The following is a 17,727-nucleotide window of genomic DNA, read 5'->3' on the forward strand; positions in this document are numbered from 1 at the left end:
TGCCGGGGGATGACCTTTTTCGGCGCGCGTCCATGGCACAAACCACCGATCTCGATCTCGTTCACGTCATCAAGCGTTTCGGCTCCCATACGGCCGTCAACGACGTGAGTTTCAGCGTCGCTCCCGGCGAATTCTTCTCCATTCTCGGACCTTCCGGCTGCGGCAAGACCACATTGATGCGGATGATTGCGGGTTTCGAGGACCCGACCTCCGGCGACATCCGTATTCGCGGGAAGTCGATGATCGGCGTTCCGGCCAACAAGCGCCCCGTGAACATGGTGTTTCAGAGTCTCGCGCTCTTCCCGATGATGAGCGTGGGGGAGAACGTTGCCTACGGCCTGACCAGCCGCGGCGTCTCCCGCGCCGAGGCCGAGGAGCGCGCCGGCCGCATGCTGGAGCGCGTCGGCCTGAAAGGTTTCGGCAACCGCCGCGTCACGGCTCTGTCCGGGGGGCAGCGTCAGCGCGTGGCCATCGCCCGGTGCCTCGTTCTGGAGCCGACGCTCGTTCTTCTCGACGAGCCGCTCGGCGCCCTCGACCTCAAGCTGCGCGAACACATGAAGATCGAGCTCAAGCAGCTGCAGGCCACCTTCAACACCACCTTCGCCTATATCACTCACGACCAGTCGGAAGCGCTCGTCATGTCCGATCGCATCGCGGTCATGAACCAGGGCAGGTTCGAGCAGGTGGGAAGCCCGCGCGAGCTCTACCACCATCCCGCAACGCCCTTCGTGGCGAGCTTCGTCGGCGAGACGAACAAGTGGCAGGGCGAGGCGGCGGGGGCCGCCCCCGACGGAACCGTCGCCATACGTCTGCCGTCCGGCACGATGGTAAAGGGGCAAGGCAGGGTGGCCGACAGGGCAACGCTCGCCTTCGTACGCCCCGAGGCCATCGCGCTGGCGCAGGATTCATCGTCCCTCGGCGGACTGCCGAACCGGTTCGAGGGCCGCGTCTCGGCCGTGCTGTTCGATGGTGCGAATTCGAGCCTGCTGATCGATGCGGCGGGTTTCGACGAGCCCGTGCGGGCGGTGCTGCCGCAGGCAGGCCCGCTCGCCGGCATTCAGGTCGGCGCGCCGATCCATGTCGGCTGGACGGTCGAAGCCATGAAGGTCTTCGCAGCATGAGCTCGAAACCGGCCCAGCGTCTCACGCTCTTTCTGCTTCTGGCGCCGGCCGTGCTTTGGCTCGGCGTTCTCATCGTTCTGCCGCATGTGGAGATCCTCATCCTTTCCTTCAGCGAGAGGGTGGCCCCGCGCGTCTATGCCTTCGGCTTCGGCAACTACCTCGAATTCTTCACCGAGCCGCTCTATTGGCGCACTTTCGCGCGGACGGCGATCATGTCGATCGTGGTGACGGCGCTCACCCTCGTTCTCGCCTTTCCCATCGCGCTCTATATCGCCCGCGTCGCGCAGGGGCGTCTGAAGGCCATGCTGCTGCTGTTCTGCCTTCTGCCGTTCTGGGTCTCCGAGCTCGTGCGCACGCTCGGCTGGATGATGCTGCTGCGCGAGACCGGCGTGATTTCCTACCTGCTCCAGGCGACGGGAGTGACCGGGGAGCGGATCGAGTTCCTCTACAACGACGGCGCCGTGATCCTCGGCCTCGTCTATGGCGGCCTTCTTTTCATGATCGTGCCGCTCGCCAACGCGCTGGAGAGCCTGGAGCCGGCCGTGGTCGAAGCGGGCTTCGATCTCGGCGGCAGCCGCTGGACGGTGCTGCGCCGGATCGTCATCCCCCACGCGATGCCCGGCATCGTGGCCGGCTCGATCATCGTGTTCATGCTCACCGTCGGCAATTTCGCGACGCCGGTGCTGCTGGGCGGCAAGAACGGGCTGTGGTTCACGGAGCAGATCTACGCGCAGTTCATCACGCGGTTCAACTGGCCGCAGGGGGCAGCCTTCGGCATGCTCCTTCTCCTGCTGTCCTCCGCCATCGTCTGGGCCGGACTTCGCCTCACCGGACAGAGCCTGGGCACCACCTTGAAGCAGGCTTGACCCGTCATGAACCGTCCGTCCCTCGCCTGGAAGCTCTATATCGCGGCGTTCTACGCCTTCCTGTTCGCGCCGCTCCTGGTCGTGGCGATCTTCGCCTTCAATGCCAGCCCGTTCCCGTCTCCTCCCTGGAAGGGCTTCACGCTCGAATGGTTCATCGGCTCGGGCGAGGCTTTCGGAAAGCCGGGCGTGCTGGTCGACCCGATCTGGCTCGACACCATCGCCAACAGCTTCAAGATCGCCGTGCCCGTGGCGCTTCTCGCCGTCATCGTCGGCACCGTGAATGCCTGGGTGCTGGAGCGGGCCGAATTTCCCGGAAAGACGCTCCTGTCGATGATGATGCTCTGGCCGCTCGTCATTCCCGGCGTGGTGCTCGGCATTTCCATCCTGGCCTTCTTCTCGCGGGTGGCGAACGGGCTCGAGGAGTGGCTTCAGACCGATCTCGATTTTCTGCGCCCCGGCCTGCCTCTGGTCGTTCTGGGCCAGCTCTCGTTCATCCTGACGATTTCGACGCTCATCATCGCGGCACGTCTGCGCAAATTCGACCGCTCGCTCGAAGAGGCGGCTTTCGATCTCGGGGCCAGCCGTGCGCGCGTGCTGCGTACGATCACGCTGCCGTTCCTGAGCCCCGCGCTCGTCGGGGCGGGACTTGTGTCCCTGCTGATGTCGTTCGAGAACTTCAACACGACGCTGATGCTCGTGGGGTCCGAGCCGCCGCTGCCGATCACCATGTACGGTCAGATGCGCGAGGGGGCGACGCCGGCGATCAATGCCGTGAGCCTCCTGCTGATGCTCGGCGTCGGCGGCATCGCGACCATCTTCGCGCTCACCGCGAAGGCGGAACGGTAAGCCTGCTCACAAGCACTCTTCGTCATCCCCGGCCTTGTGCCGGGGATCCGCGTCTTGGTCGGGTATGCTTTGGCCGGGTATGGTTAAAGACGTGCATGGCCACATCAAGTGCGGCCATGACGGAGTGCGTCTGATGGGGCGGGATCACCGTCCCCAGGTGCGATCGAGAACGTCGATCCAGTTCTCGTAGCAGAGCTTGCGCAAAGTCGCCTCGTCATAGCCGTGCCTGCGCATGGCATCGACCAGGCGCGGCAATCCGCGCACGTCGCCGATCTCGGCCGGAATGGTGGCGCCGTCGAAGTCGGATCCCAGGCCGACGCCGTCGACGCCCACATGCTCGATGAGGTGATCCATGTGGCGGATCATCTCCTCCAGCGGCGTCTTGTCGTCGCGCTGCCCGTCGGGGCGGATGAACGAGGTGGCGAAGTTCACGCCCACCATGCCGCGGCTTTCGCGGATGGCGGCGAGCTGTTTGTCCGTGAGATTGCGCGAATGCTGGCACACGGCATAGGCGTTCGAATGCGTAGCGACCAGAGGTGCGTCCGACAGCTTGGCGACGTCCCAGAAGCCCTTCTCGTTGAGGTGCGAGAGATCGACCATGATCTTCAGGCGATTGCATGCCTTCACCAGTTCGCGTCCGCGATCGGTCAGGCCGGGGCCCGTATCGGGCGTCGACGGATAACGGAAGGGGACGCCATGACCGAAGATGTTCGGGCGGCTCCAGACCGGGCCGAGGGAGCGCAGGCCGCCTTCATAGAGCACGTCGAGCATGTGAAGATCGGGGTCGATCCCTTCGGCGCCCTCGATATGCAGGATCGCGGCGAGCTTGCCGTTGTCGAGGCAGTGGCGGATGTCAGCAGCCGACCGGCAGATCTTCACCTCGCCCTTCGATGCGCGCTCGATGCGGATCAGAAGCGATGCCATGTGCACCGTCACCTGCTGGCTCGGAGCCAGAGGCAGCGGCGACGGCAGGGGCACGTCGTATTCGGTGCGGGTCATCAGGGCGTCGACGTCGATGCCCATATCCTCCGAGGGCACGTAAACCGCGAAGAACCCGCCGAAGAAGCCGCCCTGCTTCATGCGGGGCCAATCGAGATGGCCGATATTGTCGCCCTCGAGAAACGCCTTCTCCGGCGGGAGCGAGCCGCGCACGAGGCGCAGGAGAACGTCGTTGTGACCATCGAAAACGGGCATCAGAGGAGCGCGGGACATGTTTTCAAACAATCCTATGAAATGGAAACGTCTCAGCCGACCTTGGCGTGAGCGGGCTGCGATTGGTTGCGCGTGAAGCCCTGGCTCGCCTGGATCAGGGACTGGGTATACTCGTTTGCGGCCTTGCCGGAGCGCAGCGACTCCGATGCCGTTTCCTCCACGGCCTCGCCGTGGCGCATGACGAGCAGGCGCTCGCAGAGATGCGCCACCACGGCGAGATCATGACTCACCAGGATATAGGTCAGGCCCATCTTGCGGCGCAGCTCGTCGAGAAGGTTCAGGATCTCCGCCTGCACGGATGCGTCGAGCGCCGAGGTCGGCTCGTCGAGGAGCAGCACCTTGGGGCGCAGGATGAGCGCGCGCGCGATGGCGATGCGCTGGCGCTGGCCGCCCGAGAGCTGATGCGGATAGCGGAATCGGAAGGAAGGGCCGAGGCCTACCTCCTTCAGAGCCTGAAGAATGCGGGCCTCCGCATCCTTCTCGCCGTGAATGGCGAGCGGCTCCGAGAGCGTGCGGTCGACCGTGTGGCGCGGATGGAGCGAGGCATAGGGGTCCTGGAAGACCATCTGCACCGTTCGGTAGAAATCCCGGCTGCGCGGCGTTGTCACTTCCTTGCCGTCCACGAGCACATGCCCGCCCGTGATCGGCGCAAGGCCGCAGATGGCGCGCAGCACCGTCGATTTGCCGGAGCCGGACTCGCCCACGAGACCATAGGCTTCGCCCCGCTTCACCGTGAAGCTTACGTCTTTGACCGCTTCGACCCTGAGGCGGCCCGTGCCGAAGACGACATTGAGGTTCTGAATATCGAGCATGATCAGAGCGCCCAGGATGGATCGCGGTTCAGGGTCGGGAGCGGGCGAACGTCATCCGCCAGGGTCGGCAGACAGCGCATGAGGCCTTGCGTGTAGGGGTGCTGGGCATTGCGGAAGTTCTTGGCCTCCAGCTCTTCCACCACGCGGCCCGCATACATCACGAGCACGCGGTCGCAGAAGGAGGAGACGAGCTTCAGGTCGTGCGAGATGAAGACGAGGCCCATGCCGCGCTCGGCGACGAGTTCGTCGAGAATGCGCAGAACCTCCATCGACACCGTTACATCGAGCGCGGAGGTGGGCTCGTCGGCGATGAGGAGGTCCGGGTCCGTGACGAGCATCATGGCGATCATGGCGCGCTGGCCCATGCCGCCCGACACCTCGTGCGGATAGAGCGAGAAGACCCGTCCCGGGTCGCGCATCTTCACGGCCTCCAGCATGGCGAGCGCCTTGTCGCGGGCTTCCGCGCGGCCGGCTTTCGCATGGGCCCGGTAGGCCTCGATGATCTGCTCGCCGATGGTCATGACCGGGTTCAGCGAGTATTTCGGATCCTGCATCACCATGCTGATGCGGCCCCCGCGCAGGGTTCTCAACGTGCGCTTGGAGGCGGTGAGCAGATCGACACCGTCGAAATTCAGGCGCTTGGCGGTGACCTCCCCGGGAGGGGGCGTGAGGCCAAGGATGGCGCGGCCCGTCTGCGACTTGCCCGAGCCGGACTCGCCGACGATGCCGAGCCGCTCGCGGCCGAGTTGAAAGGACACGCCGCGCACCGCCTCGACGGTGCCGGTGCGCAGGTGGAAGCGGACGCGGAGGTCTTCGACTTCGAGAAGCGGCTTCGTCATTTCGCGGCCTTCGGATCGAGAACGTCGCGCAGGCCGTCGCCCAGCAGGTTGAAGCCGAGGCTCACCACGAAGATGGCCAGGCCCGGCATGGCGGCGACCCACCATTGATCGATGAGATAGTTGCGGCCCGTCGCGACCATGGCACCCCATTCGGGCAGGGGCGGCTGGGCGCCGAGGCCCAGGAAGCCGAGGCCCGCAGCGGTCAGGATGATGCCGGCCATGTCGAGCGTCACGCGCACGACCAGGGACGAGATGCACAGCGGCACCACATGGCCGAGAATGATCCGCGGCGTGGAGGCGCCCTGCAGCTTCACGGCCGCGATGAAATCGCTGTTGCGGATCATCAGCGTCTCCGCACGGGCGATGCGCGCATAGGGAGGCCAGGACGTGATCGCGATGGCAATCACCGCATTCTCGATGCCCGGGCCCAGAGCCGCCACGAAGGCGAGCGCGAGAACGAGGCGCGGAAAGGCGAGGAAAATGTCGGTGATGCGCATCAGCACCGTGTCGACCCAGCCGCCGAGATAGCCGGCGATCGTGCCGACCAGAAGTCCGATGGGCGTTGCGATGACCGACACCAGGACGATGACGAAGAGCGTGATGCGCGAGCCATAAATGATGCGCGACAGAATATCGCGCGCCTGGTCGTCGGTGCCGAGCCAGTACGTCCCGCTCGGAGGCAGCAGGCGCTCCGTGCGCAGGTCGCCCCCGACCACGGGCGAATAGGGCGCGATGACGTCCGCGAAGAGAGCGACAAAAATGAGCAGCACCACGATGCCGAGACCCAGCACCGCGAGCGGGTTCCGGGTGAAGGAGCGCCAGCCGAGATAGAAGCGGCCGAGGCGCGCCTGCCAGCGGGAGGCGGGTTCGGGCGACAGAAGCCAGGCCCGCAGGCCTGTCGGTTGAGAAAGGGCAGGGGAGCCGGCCATCAGCGGGTCCTCGGATCGAGCAGGCGATAGAGCAGGTCGGAGACGAGATTGAGCAGCACGAAAACGGCGCCGATCACGAGCGTTCCACCCAGCACCGCGTTCATATCGGCGTTGCGCAGGGAATTGGTGATGTACTGACCGAGACCCGGCCATGCGAACACGGTTTCGGTCAACACCGACCCTTCGAGCAGGTTCGCATAGGACAGCGCGATCACCGTTACCAGCGGCACCGCGGCATTGCGCAGGGCATGGCGCCAGATCACACGCATCTCGGACAGGCCCTTCACGCGCGCCGCGATCACGTATTCCTGCGCCAGTTCGTTGAGCATGAAGGAGCGCGTCATGCGGCTGATATAGGCGAGCGAGAAATAACCGAGCAGGCACGCGGGCAGGATGATGTGCGACACCGCATCCCAGAACGCATCCCACTGGCCCTGCATGGCGGTATCGATCAGCACGATGCCCGTCACCGGCGTGTAGAGATAGGAATAGGTCACGTCGATGCGCCCTGGACCGGCGACCCAGCCGAGCTTGGCGTAGAACAGCAGCAGGCCCATGAGGCCGAGCCAGAAGATCGGGATGGAATATCCGGCAAGACCGAGAAAGCGCACGACCTGATCGATGAGGCTGCCGCGCTTCACGGCGGCCAGAACGCCGAGCGGAATCCCGACGAGAACGCCGATGAGGGTGCCCAGCGTCGCGAGTTCGAAGGTCGCGGGGAATGCGTTGATGATGTCGGTCATCACCGGGTTCGTGGTGAGAACCGAATTGCCGAAATCGCCCGTGACGGCCTTCTTCACATAGATCAGGAACTGCTCGATGAGAGGCTGATCCAGGCCGAGTTCTTCCCGGACGCGGGCGTAGACCTGAGGCGGGGCTCGATCGCCGACAATGGCGAGAACCGGATCGATGGGAACGATGCGGCCGATGAAGAAGGTGACGGCAACAAGCCCGAGAAGGGTCGTCGCCAGCACGAAAACAAAGTGAGCGGTCTTTGTAAGATAGAAGCGGAGGGCGCTGTGCCCTCCGCCTCCATTCGCGATTGATGATGCCATCGAAAAATTAGTTCTTCTTGGCCTGTGCCACGCTGTTGGTATCGAAGGACGGTCCCATGACGAAACCATCCACGTTCTTGCGCTCCGCAGCCACTTCGATCTGCTGCAGGAACACCACGAACGGGCCGTCGTCCATGACGGCCTGCTGCAGGTCCTTGTACATCTGGGCGCGCTTCTCCGCATCGCGCTCCATCACCGCAGCACGGGTCTTGGCGGTCAGCGGACCCGGATCCCACGCATTGCGCCACGCGAGCGGCTTCGCCTTGGCGTCGTCCGCGTTGTCGTCGTTCGCCGCGAACGTGTCGGCATTGGAGTTCGGATCCTGATAATCCGAGCCCCACTGGCCGATATAGATGTCGTGCTGGCGGGCGCGGTACTTGGTCAGGGTCTGCTTGTTGTCGCCCGGGATGATCTCCAGCTTGACGCCGGCCTGAGCGAAGGTCGCCTGGATGGCCTGGGCGACGCCCGTGATCTCGGGGGTGGAGCGGGTATCCATCGTGACCGTGAAGCCGTCCTTCAGGCCGGCTTTCTCGAGAAGCTCCTTCGCCTTGGCGACGTCGAGCTTGTACGGGGTCTCGCTGATCGCACCCAGGTAGCCCTTGGGAAGGAATGCCTGGTGGACCTCACCCTTGTTCTTCATGATGGTGTCGGCAATGGCCGAGTAGTCCAGGAGATACTTGAGGGCCTTGCGGACTTCGGGCTTGGCCAGGTTCGGGTTCTTCTGGTTGAGGCCGAGATAGTAGACCGTTCCCTTCGGGGCGGAGTCGATCTTGATGTCCGGGTTCTTGGCGAGGGCCGCGAGCTCTTCGGGATTCAGGTTGCGGGCGACGTCGACGTCACCCTTTTCGAGGAGCAGGCGCTGCGTTGCCGTCTCCTTGATGTGACGATAGATCACGCGGGCGAGGGGGGTCTTCTTCTCGTAGTGCGGGTTGCGCTCGAGAACGACCACCTCGTTCGCCTTCCAGTCGCGGATGCTGAACGGGCCCGAGCCGGCATAATGGGTCTTGAGCCAGGCATAGCCGAGGTCGCCGTCCTTCTCGTTCTGCAGCACGAGCTTCTTGTCGACGACGGAAGCGACGGTCGAAGTCAGGCAGTACAGGACAAAAGTCGGAGCATAGGGCTTGTCGACTTCCATCGTGAATTCGTTGGGACCGGTCTGCTTGATCTTGTCCTTCACGTTGTTCTTGTCGAAGCCGAACTGACCGAGGATGAAGGCGGGCGACTTGTCGAGGAGGACGGCGCGCTGCAGCGAGAACACTACGTCTTCGGCCGTGAGCGGGTTGCCGGAGGCGAATTTCTTGTTCTGGCGGATCTTGAACGTATAGGTCTTGCCGTCGTCGGAGACGGTCCAGGACTCGGCGACCTCACCGTAGATCTTCGAGACGTCCTTGACGTCGTAGTTGATCAGCCGCTCGTAGGTGTTGCCCGCGAGTTCCGAGGCGCTGAACTCGAAGATTTCCGCAGGGTCAAGGGAGATGATGTCGTCGATCTGCCAGGCCTGGACCAGAGTGTCCGGAGGCGTCGCCGCCTGAACGGCGTTGAACGAGGTCGCCATCGTGGCCACCATCGCGGCGGATAGGAGGAATTTCGGTAGTCTTTTCATGGGCCAGTCCCCTTCCAGCGCTGGATGCGCTCTTGTGCAGCCGTATGAATGCAAATCACATGGGCGCTGTCGAGTCTAGCGACTGGTTTTAAACTGGCAAACATTGCGCAGTGTGCTTAATGGTCGTGCAGCCCTGTTACGCCTTTGCCTCGGCCGGCGACCTGTGGCAAAGGCTTAGCGAACGTGAATTCCGGGTGAAACACAGTGTCTGAAGAAGCCAAGAAATCTGGTGCCAACACCATGTGGGGCGGGCGGTTCTCGTCCTCTCCGAGTGCGCTCATGGAGGCGATCAACGCCTCCATCGATTTCGACAAGCGCCTCTATGCCCAGGATATTCAGGGCTCCATCGCCCATAGCGCCATGCTGGCCAAGCAGGGCATCATCGCCGACAGCGACCGCGACGCCATCCACCAGGGCCTGCAGAGGGTCCTGGGCGAGATCGAAACCGGCAGCTTCACCTTCTCCAAGGCCCTGGAAGACATTCACATGAACGTGGAGAGCAGGCTTCGGGAGATCGTCGGCGACCCCGCGGCCCGCCTTCACACGGCCCGCAGCCGCAACGACCAGGTGGCGACCGATACCCGGCTCTGGGTGCGCGAAGCCCATGACCGTGCGGACGAGCAGCTCACCAACCTGATCAAGGCCCTGCTGGACAAGGCTGAGGCCCATGTCGCGACCGTCATGCCGGGCTTTACCCATCTCCAGAGCGCTCAGCCCGTGACCTTCGGTCATCATCTCATGGCCTATGTGGAAATGTTCGGCCGCGACCGCAGCCGCTTCCGCGATTCCCGCAGTCGCCTGAACGAATGCCCGCTCGGCGCCGGTGCGCTGGCGGGCACGTCCTTCCCGATCGACCGGCACATGACGGCGCGGGCCCTGGGGTTCGACGGTCCGACCCGCAACTCGCTCGATACGGTTTCGGATCGGGACAGCCTGCTGGAATTCATGGCGGCCGCCTCGATCTGCGCCATGCACCTGTCGCGGCTGGCCGAAGAGATCATCATCTGGATGTCGGCCCCCTTCGGTTTCGTGAAGCTCCCCGACCGCTGGACCACGGGCTCCAGCATGATGCCGCAGAAGCGCAATCCCGATGCGGCGGAGCTGGTGCGCGGCAAGACGGGCCGCGTGATCGGCTCGCTGGTCACCCTGCTCACCGTCATGAAGGGGCTGCCGCTCGCCTATGCCAAGGACACGCAGGAGGACAAGGAGCCGCTCTTCGATGCGGCCGACACCCTCGAGATCGTCCTGGCCGCCACCACCGGCATGATCCAGGACCTCGAGCCCGTGCCGGAACGCATGGCGGCGGTCGCCGGGGCCGGGTTCTCCACGGCCACGGACCTCGCCGACTGGCTCGTGCGCAGCCTCAACATTCCGTTCCGGGATGCCCATCACGTGACGGGCCGCATCGTCTCGGAGGCCGAGAAGCGCGGCTGCAGCCTCGAGGATCTGCCGCTCGACGTCATGCAGGCGGTCGAGCCGCGCATTCACAAGGGCATCTATGACGTCCTGGGCGTCGAGAATTCCGTCCGCTCCCGCACGAGTTTCGGCGGCACCTCGCCGGATCGCGTGGCCGAGCAGGTCGCCTGGTGGCGCGGCCGGGTCTAGAGCATCGGACGCAAAAGTGGGAACCGCTTTTGCGTGGAAAGATGCTCAGAAAACCATAGACTGACAGCATCGGATGTGGGTCCGATTTCACGTCCGATGCTGTCGAGCATCGGACGCGGGAAGCGGATTTGCCCTTTTGGGATTAAATCCGATGTTCCCTTCTTGGAAAGAACGATGCTGTTGGATGGGTCAGCGCCTGCGGCCCCTGGCGGCCCAGGCGCGCGCCGACAGATGGATGCTGCCGTCGGATTGTGTGGGAAGCGTTTCACGCAATCTTTCGCGCAGTGCGGAGCGATCGTCTTCCCTCAGCGTCATGCAATAGACCGGCGCGGGAGACTGCCCTCCCAGGAACGGAGTCCAATAATCGTCGAAGTCGCGAAAGACGGTGGGGACGTCGATGGCGCGAATCTCGATATGCGTGAGCCCGGCTCCCTCCATGAGCCGATAGAGCGGTTCCGGCTGGCAGAACACCGCATGCCAATTGTCCTGGAGTTCCCGCGCATGAGGGTTCAGGGCCGCCGCTGCATCCCAGAAGCGGCGCATCATTTCCATCCTGCCGGTATAGTCCCAGACATAGAGCGCCACCTCGCCGTCCGGCCGTGCGACCCGCGCCATCTCCTCGACGACCCGCTCTCTGTCCGGCACGAAGTTCACCATGAGGCCCGATGCGATCCGGTCGAACTCGGCAGCGGCATAAGGCAGCTTCAGGGCGTCGGCCCGACCCAGTTCGACGGCGATGCCTTCGAGGCGCTGGCGGGCAAAGTCGAGGAAGCCTTCGGACGCGTCGATGCCGGCGAGGCGCCTGGGGGCGCAGCGTTCGGCGATCGCCTCGGTCAGGGCCCCTGTGCCGCAGCCCACATCGAGCCAGTCGAGGGCCGGCGGCGCGTTCAGCCAGACGAGGAATTCCCGGGCCACCATTCGGCTCCAGCGTCCGGCATAAGGCTCGTAGAGACCACCGCTGGCCCAGCGGAACTGCACGTTCTCGGCCATGCCGTTGCTCCTGTCAGGCGACGGAGCGATCATAGGTCAGAACAGGGGGCCGGATAACCTATCTTGGGAGGTAGGCGGGCGGGCCGTTGACTCTTCCCGCACGCCCGTCCGGCAACACGCTGCCGAGGTCTTGATCCGCTCGGGAACCATATCCATATTGCCGATAGCGGCTCGAACAGGGCCGCGTGAGTGCCGCATGAGCGGGCTCACAATCAACCGAAGTGCCTCTAACCTTGGGCTTCGAATATGTCGCGTCAGTCGCCGTTTGGGCATCCGTTTCTGTTAGGCTTCGACGAGATCGAGCAGGCGCTCGACCGGGTCGCGAAAGCAGCTGGAGACGGCTATCCTCCCTATAACATCGAGCGTTTGGCTAGGACCGAGCGCGCTCCCGAGCGTCTGCGCATCACCTTGGCTGTCGCTGGATTTACCCAGGATCAGCTCGAAGTGACCCTGGAGGAGAACCAACTCGTCATCCGGGGGCGTCAGTCCGACGACAAGACCAGGCACTTCCTTCATCGCGGCATCGCCGCCCGTCAGTTTCAGCGCACCTTCCTCCTCGTCGAAGGCATGGAGGTTCTGGGCGCCGACCTGTCCAACGGCCTGTTGTCGATCGATCTTGTCCGGCCCGAACCGGAGCGGATCATTCGCAAGATCAACATCAGCGCCCCGGACAAGCTGTAACGGCAGCGTCCGCATAAGGAGATGGCCATGAACCACGACATCAACAATCATGCCGGTCAGCCTTTGGATGCGGCTGAGCTGGCGACCCTTGGCCTCGGCGAGATGGCTTATGTGAAGCCGCTGCGCTCGGACGATGTGGCGCGGCTCTTCCCGGAGGCTCCCAAGCTCCAGCCGGGAATGGAGCTCTTTGCCCTTCTGTCCGCCAGCGGGCAGCCCATCGTGCTGACGGATTCCCGCGATGCCGCGGTCGCCAACGCCTGGGCGCACGATCTGACCACGGTGAGCCTCCACTAGCATGTCAATGCGGGCCGGAGCCTCCGGCCCGCCTCGGGCCATGGGATCAGGCGATCGCCTCGACCGCTGCGATCAGGCGCTCCAGATCCTCGTCCCGGGAGAGCCGATGGTCGCCATCCTTGATGAGCGTGAGCGACACGCTGTCCCCGGGCAGGTGCTCCACCAGTTCGAGAGCGTGCTCCCATGGGACGTCCGGGTCTTCCATGCCCTGCAGAATATGGACGGGGCAGCCGGCCTGGATCGGTTGCCCGAGGAGAAGATGGCGACGGCCGTCCTCGATCAGCGTCTTCGTGATGGGGTAAGGATCGTCCGAATAGGCGGATGGGCGGTAATAGACGCCCGTCTCCTCGAGGGTTCGCCTGAGGTCCTCCGGAAAGCGGTTCCACATCAGTCTTTCCGTCATGTCCGTGGCCGGCGCGATGAGCACGATGCCCACGGGGGCGAGGGCGGGGTGCTTCTCCAGGAGATGGCGTGTGGCCAGGAGGGCGATCCAGCCGCCCATGGAGGAGCCCACGAGAACGGGGCGTTCCTTGAGGAACTCCTTCATGACGGCAAGCGTCTCTTCCAGCCAGCGGGAGATGGTGCCGGCTTCGAAATCGCCCCCGGATTCGCCATGACCGCTGTAGTCGAAGCGCAGGCAGGCGCGACCTTTGCGTTCCGCCCAGGAATCGACCAAGCTCGCCTTGGTGGCCCGCATGTCGGATTTGAAGCCGCCGATCCAGACCACCGGGGGGGCCTTGCCCTCGCGATGGAGCACGGCGATCCGGCGCTCGTTCGCCCCGGAGCCGACTGTGACGCTTTGCTGCATGGTTAACCTGTCCTCAACTGCTTTGAAGCAAGGGTTTAATGCGATTCTGTCATCATCTTCGAGAAGGCTCTTACATCGGTGAGTTTTTCAGCGCGACCCGGCGGAGGAGCGGCATTCCCGTCGTCAAACGTTCATCCCCTGGCAGGCCGGACCATCCTGCAGATCATCCCGGAGCTTGAGGCCGGCGGGGCGGAGCGCACCACAGTGGATATCGCCGAGGGCATCGCCCATGTCGGCGCGCGCGCCCTGGTCGCCACCGAGGGCGGGCGGCTCGTGGGCGAACTCCAGGCAAAGGGCGGGATCTGGATTCCGTTCCCGGCAGCGACCAAGAACCCTGTCTCCATGCTGCTCAACGTGCGCAAGCTCGCCAAGATCTGCCACAGAGAGGGCGTGTCCCTGATTCATGCCCGGTCGCGGGCCCCGGCCTGGGTGGCGCTCGGCGCCGCGCGCAGCCTCAACCTTCCGTTCGTGACGACCTACCATGGCAGCTATTCCGGCCGCACCTCTGTCAAGGTGCTCTACAACTCGGTCATGGCCCGCGGCGATGTGGTGATCGCGAACTCGCAATATACGAGCAACCTGATCCGCTCTCACTATCCCCAGGCCGCGGACAGGATCGGGGTGATCTACCGGGGAACGGACTTCCTGCAATTCTCGCCTTCGGTCGTGGCGCCGGAGCGGATCGAGGCCTTGCGGCAGGCCTGGAATGTCGCCCCGCACGAGCGCGTGGTGCTGCTCGCCGCCCGCCTGACGGGCTGGAAGGGCCATAAGGTTCTCATCGAAGCCGCGGCCAAGCTGCGCGACGCAGGTGTGACGGATGTCGCCTATATCCTGGCGGGCGATCCGCAGGGCCGGGATTCCTATGTGAGGGAGCTCGAGAACCTGATCGAGGCCAAGAAGCTCAAAGGAATCGTGCGTCGGGTCGGTCATTGCACCGACATGCCGGCTGCCTTCCTGGCCGCGGCGGTGGTGACGGTTCCCTCGACCGAGCCGGAGGCCTTCGGCCGTTCCGCCGTCGAGGCGCAGGCCATGGGCACCCCGGTGGTGGTCTCGGAACTCGGGGCCGTACCGGAGACGGTTCTTGCCCCGCCCGCCGTTTCGCCCCAGGACCGGACGGGCTGGCGGATTCCGCCGGGCGATGCGGACGCCCTTGCCGAAGCGGTCGGGGCCGCGCTGAACCTGGGCGCCAGCGCGAGAATCGCCCTGGGGACCCGGGCGAGGGCCCATGTGGAGCGTCACTTCTCGCTCGAACGCATGGTTTCGAGCACTCTGAATGTGTATTCCGCCCTTCTGGATAGCTGGTCGGCCCACAGAACAAGTTGACTTCCCGCCATTTTGCGCGAAATGTCAGATCATTCATGGCAAGGTTGAGCATGCTGCAGAGGCTTTTGGAAAAAGGTCTCCCCCCTCAACTGAGCCCTCAAACAGGAGATAAAAGCCATTCGCCGTCCCATGAGACCCTTGCCGGTGCCGCAAAAAGAGGGCCCGCGCGCAAACCGTGACATTCGCGGCGTCCGCGAAGTTCAGCTGATCGATGATACCGGACAGAATCGGGGCGTGATGCCCTTCTTCGATGCTCTGCGCATCGCCGAGGACGCTGGCCTCGATCTGGTGGAAATCTCGCCGAACGCGACCCCTCCGGTCTGCAAGATCCTCGATTACGGCAAATTCCGCTTCCTTGAACAGAAGAAGGCCGCCGAGGCGCGCAAGAAGCAGAAGACCGTCGAGGTCAAGGAAATCAAGCTGCGCCCGGGCATCGACGACCACGATTACGACACCAAGATGAAGGCCATGAAGGGCTTCTTCGAGGAAGGCAACAAGGTCAAGATCACCCTGCGCTTCCGCGGCCGCGAGATGGCGCACCAGGATCTGGGCCTGAAGGTTCTCGAGCGTGTGAAGGCCGATGTAGGCGATCTCGCCAAGGTCGAACAGGAGCCCAACTTCGAGGGCCGTCAGGTCGTCATGGTGCTGGCACCCCGTTAAGGGGTTCCATGCCCAGGCAAATTCATGGCCCCTGAGTTTCGGGGCCATTGCTTTTTGGGCGGGCTTCTGCCATAAGCCGCCCTTCATCGAACCGCCCGGCTGTTAGGGCTGCCGTGGCGGTTCGTTTTGCTCACAGCAGCAAAGAATGGGCCGAGGGACGGTTTGAAGCCGCTCCGCAGGCCTGACCAAAGGAGAGCCAAATGCCCAAGCTGAAGACGAAATCGGGCGCGAAGAAGCGCTTCAAGATCACTGGCACCGGCAAGGTCGTTTACGCCCAGGCCGGCAAGCGCCACGGGATGATCAAGCGGACCAACAAGCAGATCCGCAACCTGCGCGGCACCACGACGCTGTTCGAGGGCGACGCCTACAACGTGAAGAAGTACTTCCTGCCGAACGGCTAAGGCGGTCTTCCCACACATCCCGGATTCTGAAGGAGTTTTTCCATGGCCCGCGTCAAACGGGGCGTTACCGCCCACGCCAAGCACAAGAAGGTTTTCAAGGCCGCCAAAGGTTTCTACGGCCGCCGCAAGAACACGATCCGCATCGCCAAGCAGGCGGTCGAGAAGAGCATGCAATATGCCACTCGCGACCGTCGCAACAAGAAGCGCACCTTCCGCGCTCTCTGGATCCAGCGCCTCAACGCTGCGGTTCGCCTGCATGGCCTGACCTATTCCCGATTTATCGACGGTCTCGGCAAGGCTGGGATCGAGGTCGATCGCAAGGTCCTGTCCGAGCTGGCCATCCATGAGCCGGCGGCGTTCGCCGCTTACGTGGAGCGCGCCAAGGCCGCCCTGCCGCAGCAGGCCGCCTGAAGCCGGATAGACTAGCTTCGGTGCGGCTGGCTCGTTCAGCCGCACCGCCTTACCCCCTTCTCCGAGACCATCCGCGCTGACGGCTGAAAGCTGTCGGTTGCGACCACGCGGCTCGGACGACTTCACGGTTCCCGCGCCGCGCCTCACTTGAAAGCGCTTGCATCTGGCAAGGGACCGATGACCGATCTCAATCAACTCGAACGTGACCTGATTTCCCAGGTCGAAGCCGCCGGCGACGAAGCGGCTCTTGAAGCCGTGCGCGTGTCCGCGCTCGGCAAGAAGGGCTCCGTCTCCGAACTCCTGAAAACCCTCGGCGCCATGACGCCGGAGGAGCGCAAGGAACGCGGTCCGCTCATCAACGGCCTGCGTGACCGGGTGCAAGGTGCCATCGCCGGTAAGAAGGAGACGCTCGCCGAGGCGGCGCTCGAGGCGCGCCTTGCCGCCGAGCGCATCGACGTGACGCTTCCCGTGCCGGAGGCGCCGGAGGCCCGCGGTCGCATCCACCCGATCAGCCAAGTGATCGAGGAGCTCACGGCGATTTTCGCCGATATGGGCTTCTCCGTGGCCGAAGGGCCGGACATCGAGACGGACTACCTCAACTTCACGGCCTTGAACTTCCCCGAAGGCCATCCGGCGCGCGAGATGCACGACACCTTCTTCCTCGCCCCCGACGAGAAGGGTGAGCGCAAGGTGCTGCGTACGCATACCTCGCCGGTGCAGATCCGCACGATGACGGGCCAGCAGCCGCCGATCCGCGTGATCATCCCGGGCCGCACCTATCGCCACGACTCGGACCAGACCCACACCCCGATGTTCCATCAGGTGGAAGGCCTCGTCATCGATAAGCAGGCCAATATCGCGCATCTGAAGTGGATTCTCGAAGAGTTCTGCAAGGCGTTCTTCGAGGTCGACCAGGTGAAGATGCGCTTCCGTCCGTCGTTCTTCCCCTTCACGGAGCCGTCGGCGGAAGTCGACATCCAGTGCTCGCGAAAAGGCGGCGAGATCCGCTTCGGCGAAGGCGAAGACTGGCTCGAGATTCTCGGCTGCGGCATGGTCCATCCGAACGTGTTGAGGAATTGCGGGCTCGATCCCGACGAGTACCAGGGCTTCGCCTGGGGCATGGGCATCGACCGCATCGCGATGCTGAAATACGGCATGCCGGATCTGCGCCCGTTCTTCGAGGCCGATGTGCGCTGGCTGAATCATTACGGCTTCCGCCCGCTCGACATCCCGTCCCTCGTCAGCGGTCTGACCGCGTAACAAGGAGGAGA

General features: G+C 64.1%; 19 protein-coding genes. 11 read left to right on the forward strand and 8 right to left on the reverse strand.

Translation table 11 applies throughout. The features are described from left to right. Positions 1 to 32: 32 nt before the first annotated feature. The 3 genes from RE429_RS04980 to RE429_RS04990 are packed head-to-tail and all read left to right on the forward strand — an operon-like array spanning position 33 to position 2,833. Positions 33 to 1,121 carry an ABC transporter ATP-binding protein gene (locus tag RE429_RS04980; RefSeq protein ID WP_414473242.1) on the forward strand — a complete coding sequence of 363 codons (1,089 nt, stop codon included), beginning with the start codon at positions 33 to 35 and terminating at the stop codon, positions 1,119 to 1,121. Further along, positions 1,118 to 1,987, forward strand: a complete 870-nt coding sequence (locus RE429_RS04985; protein WP_414473243.1) for an ABC transporter permease — start codon at positions 1,118 to 1,120, stop codon at positions 1,985 to 1,987. Before RE429_RS04980 ends, RE429_RS04985 begins: the two co-directional genes overlap by 4 nt. A gap of 6 nt (positions 1,988 to 1,993) precedes the next feature. After that, a complete protein-coding gene (locus RE429_RS04990) occupies positions 1,994 to 2,833 on the forward strand; it encodes an ABC transporter permease (RefSeq protein WP_414473244.1) in 840 nt (279 codons plus the stop codon). Between the two features lie 144 nt (positions 2,834 to 2,977). Here the strand turns inward: RE429_RS04990 and RE429_RS04995 are convergent, their stop codons facing one another. From RE429_RS04995 to RE429_RS05020, 6 genes are read right to left on the reverse strand one after another with little or no spacing between them, the layout of a single operon-like run. Continuing rightward, positions 2,978 to 4,045, reverse strand: coding sequence for a dipeptidase (locus RE429_RS04995; protein WP_414473245.1), 1,068 nt, complete (start codon positions 4,043 to 4,045; stop codon positions 2,978 to 2,980). Positions 4,046 to 4,077: 32 nt separating this feature from the next. Next, positions 4,078 to 4,857 (reverse strand): ABC transporter ATP-binding protein, encoded by a 780-nt coding sequence (locus tag RE429_RS05000; protein WP_414473246.1) that lies wholly within the window; start codon positions 4,855 to 4,857, stop codon positions 4,078 to 4,080. Between the two features lie 2 nt (positions 4,858 to 4,859). Continuing rightward, positions 4,860 to 5,696 (reverse strand): ABC transporter ATP-binding protein, encoded by an 837-nt coding sequence (locus tag RE429_RS05005; protein WP_414473247.1) that lies wholly within the window; start codon positions 5,694 to 5,696, stop codon positions 4,860 to 4,862. After that, the gene (locus RE429_RS05010; RefSeq protein ID WP_414473248.1) at positions 5,693 to 6,625 is read right to left on the reverse strand and encodes an ABC transporter permease; all 933 of its coding nucleotides are present in this window, start codon (positions 6,623 to 6,625) and stop codon (positions 5,693 to 5,695) included. The genes RE429_RS05005 and RE429_RS05010 overlap by 4 nt, the downstream gene beginning before the upstream one ends. After that, positions 6,625 to 7,680 carry an ABC transporter permease gene (locus RE429_RS05015; protein ID WP_414473249.1) on the reverse strand — a complete coding sequence of 352 codons (1,056 nt, stop codon included), beginning with the start codon at positions 7,678 to 7,680 and terminating at the stop codon, positions 6,625 to 6,627. Before RE429_RS05015 ends, RE429_RS05010 begins: the two co-directional genes overlap by 1 nt. Positions 7,681 to 7,687: 7 nt before the next feature. Beyond that, the gene (locus tag RE429_RS05020) at positions 7,688 to 9,283 is read right to left on the reverse strand and encodes an ABC transporter substrate-binding protein (RefSeq protein WP_414473250.1); all 1,596 of its coding nucleotides are present in this window, start codon (positions 9,281 to 9,283) and stop codon (positions 7,688 to 7,690) included. A gap of 204 nt (positions 9,284 to 9,487) precedes the next feature. Here RE429_RS05020 and argH point away from each other — a divergent pair, with 204 nt between their 5' ends. Continuing rightward, complete coding sequence (gene argH, locus RE429_RS05025; RefSeq protein ID WP_414473251.1) at positions 9,488 to 10,888, forward strand: argininosuccinate lyase; 1,401 nt, start codon at positions 9,488 to 9,490, stop codon at positions 10,886 to 10,888. Between the two features lie 189 nt (positions 10,889 to 11,077). On the opposite strand, the gene RE429_RS05030 is transcribed toward argH, so the two are convergent. Continuing rightward, entirely contained in the window at positions 11,078 to 11,878 is an 801-nt protein-coding gene (locus tag RE429_RS05030) for a class I SAM-dependent methyltransferase (protein WP_414473252.1), read from the reverse strand. A 246-nt stretch (positions 11,879 to 12,124) separates the two neighbouring features. On the opposite strand from RE429_RS05030, the gene RE429_RS05035 reads away from it, so the two are divergent. Both RE429_RS05035 and RE429_RS05040 read left to right on the forward strand, forming a co-directional pair. Continuing rightward, complete coding sequence (locus RE429_RS05035; protein WP_370436267.1) at positions 12,125 to 12,559, forward strand: Hsp20 family protein; 435 nt, start codon at positions 12,125 to 12,127, stop codon at positions 12,557 to 12,559. A gap of 27 nt (positions 12,560 to 12,586) precedes the next feature. Continuing rightward, positions 12,587 to 12,853 carry a DUF1150 family protein gene (locus RE429_RS05040; protein WP_414473253.1) on the forward strand — a complete coding sequence of 89 codons (267 nt, stop codon included), beginning with the start codon at positions 12,587 to 12,589 and terminating at the stop codon, positions 12,851 to 12,853. A gap of 46 nt (positions 12,854 to 12,899) precedes the next feature. Here the strand turns inward: RE429_RS05040 and RE429_RS05045 are convergent, their stop codons facing one another. Beyond that, the gene (locus RE429_RS05045) at positions 12,900 to 13,661 is read right to left on the reverse strand and encodes an alpha/beta hydrolase (RefSeq protein WP_414473254.1); all 762 of its coding nucleotides are present in this window, start codon (positions 13,659 to 13,661) and stop codon (positions 12,900 to 12,902) included. 78 nt (positions 13,662 to 13,739) lie between these two features. Here RE429_RS05045 and RE429_RS05050 point away from each other — a divergent pair, with 78 nt between their 5' ends. The 5 genes from RE429_RS05050 (at position 13,740) to pheS (ending at position 17,716) form a co-directional block, all read left to right on the forward strand. Further along, complete coding sequence (locus tag RE429_RS05050; RefSeq protein WP_414473255.1) at positions 13,740 to 14,984, forward strand: glycosyltransferase family 4 protein; 1,245 nt, start codon at positions 13,740 to 13,742, stop codon at positions 14,982 to 14,984. Between the two features lie 129 nt (positions 14,985 to 15,113). Further along, positions 15,114 to 15,644, forward strand: coding sequence for a translation initiation factor IF-3 (gene infC / locus RE429_RS05055; protein ID WP_370436271.1), 531 nt, complete (start codon positions 15,114 to 15,116; stop codon positions 15,642 to 15,644). A 200-nt stretch (positions 15,645 to 15,844) separates the two neighbouring features. Then, positions 15,845 to 16,045 (forward strand): 50S ribosomal protein L35, encoded by a 201-nt coding sequence (gene rpmI / locus RE429_RS05060; RefSeq protein ID WP_036362945.1) that lies wholly within the window; start codon positions 15,845 to 15,847, stop codon positions 16,043 to 16,045. Positions 16,046 to 16,087: 42 nt separating this feature from the next. Further along, complete coding sequence (gene rplT, locus RE429_RS05065) at positions 16,088 to 16,456, forward strand: 50S ribosomal protein L20 (RefSeq protein WP_047187696.1); 369 nt, start codon at positions 16,088 to 16,090, stop codon at positions 16,454 to 16,456. Positions 16,457 to 16,633: 177 nt separating this feature from the next. Further along, the gene (gene pheS, locus RE429_RS05070) at positions 16,634 to 17,716 is read left to right on the forward strand and encodes a phenylalanine--tRNA ligase subunit alpha (RefSeq protein WP_414473256.1); all 1,083 of its coding nucleotides are present in this window, start codon (positions 16,634 to 16,636) and stop codon (positions 17,714 to 17,716) included. The last annotated feature ends 11 nt before the right edge of the window (positions 17,717 to 17,727 follow it).

This window comes from Microvirga sp. M2 (genome assembly GCF_047497095.1).
In the GTDB taxonomy this organism is placed as follows: domain Bacteria; phylum Pseudomonadota; class Alphaproteobacteria; order Rhizobiales; family Beijerinckiaceae; genus Microvirga.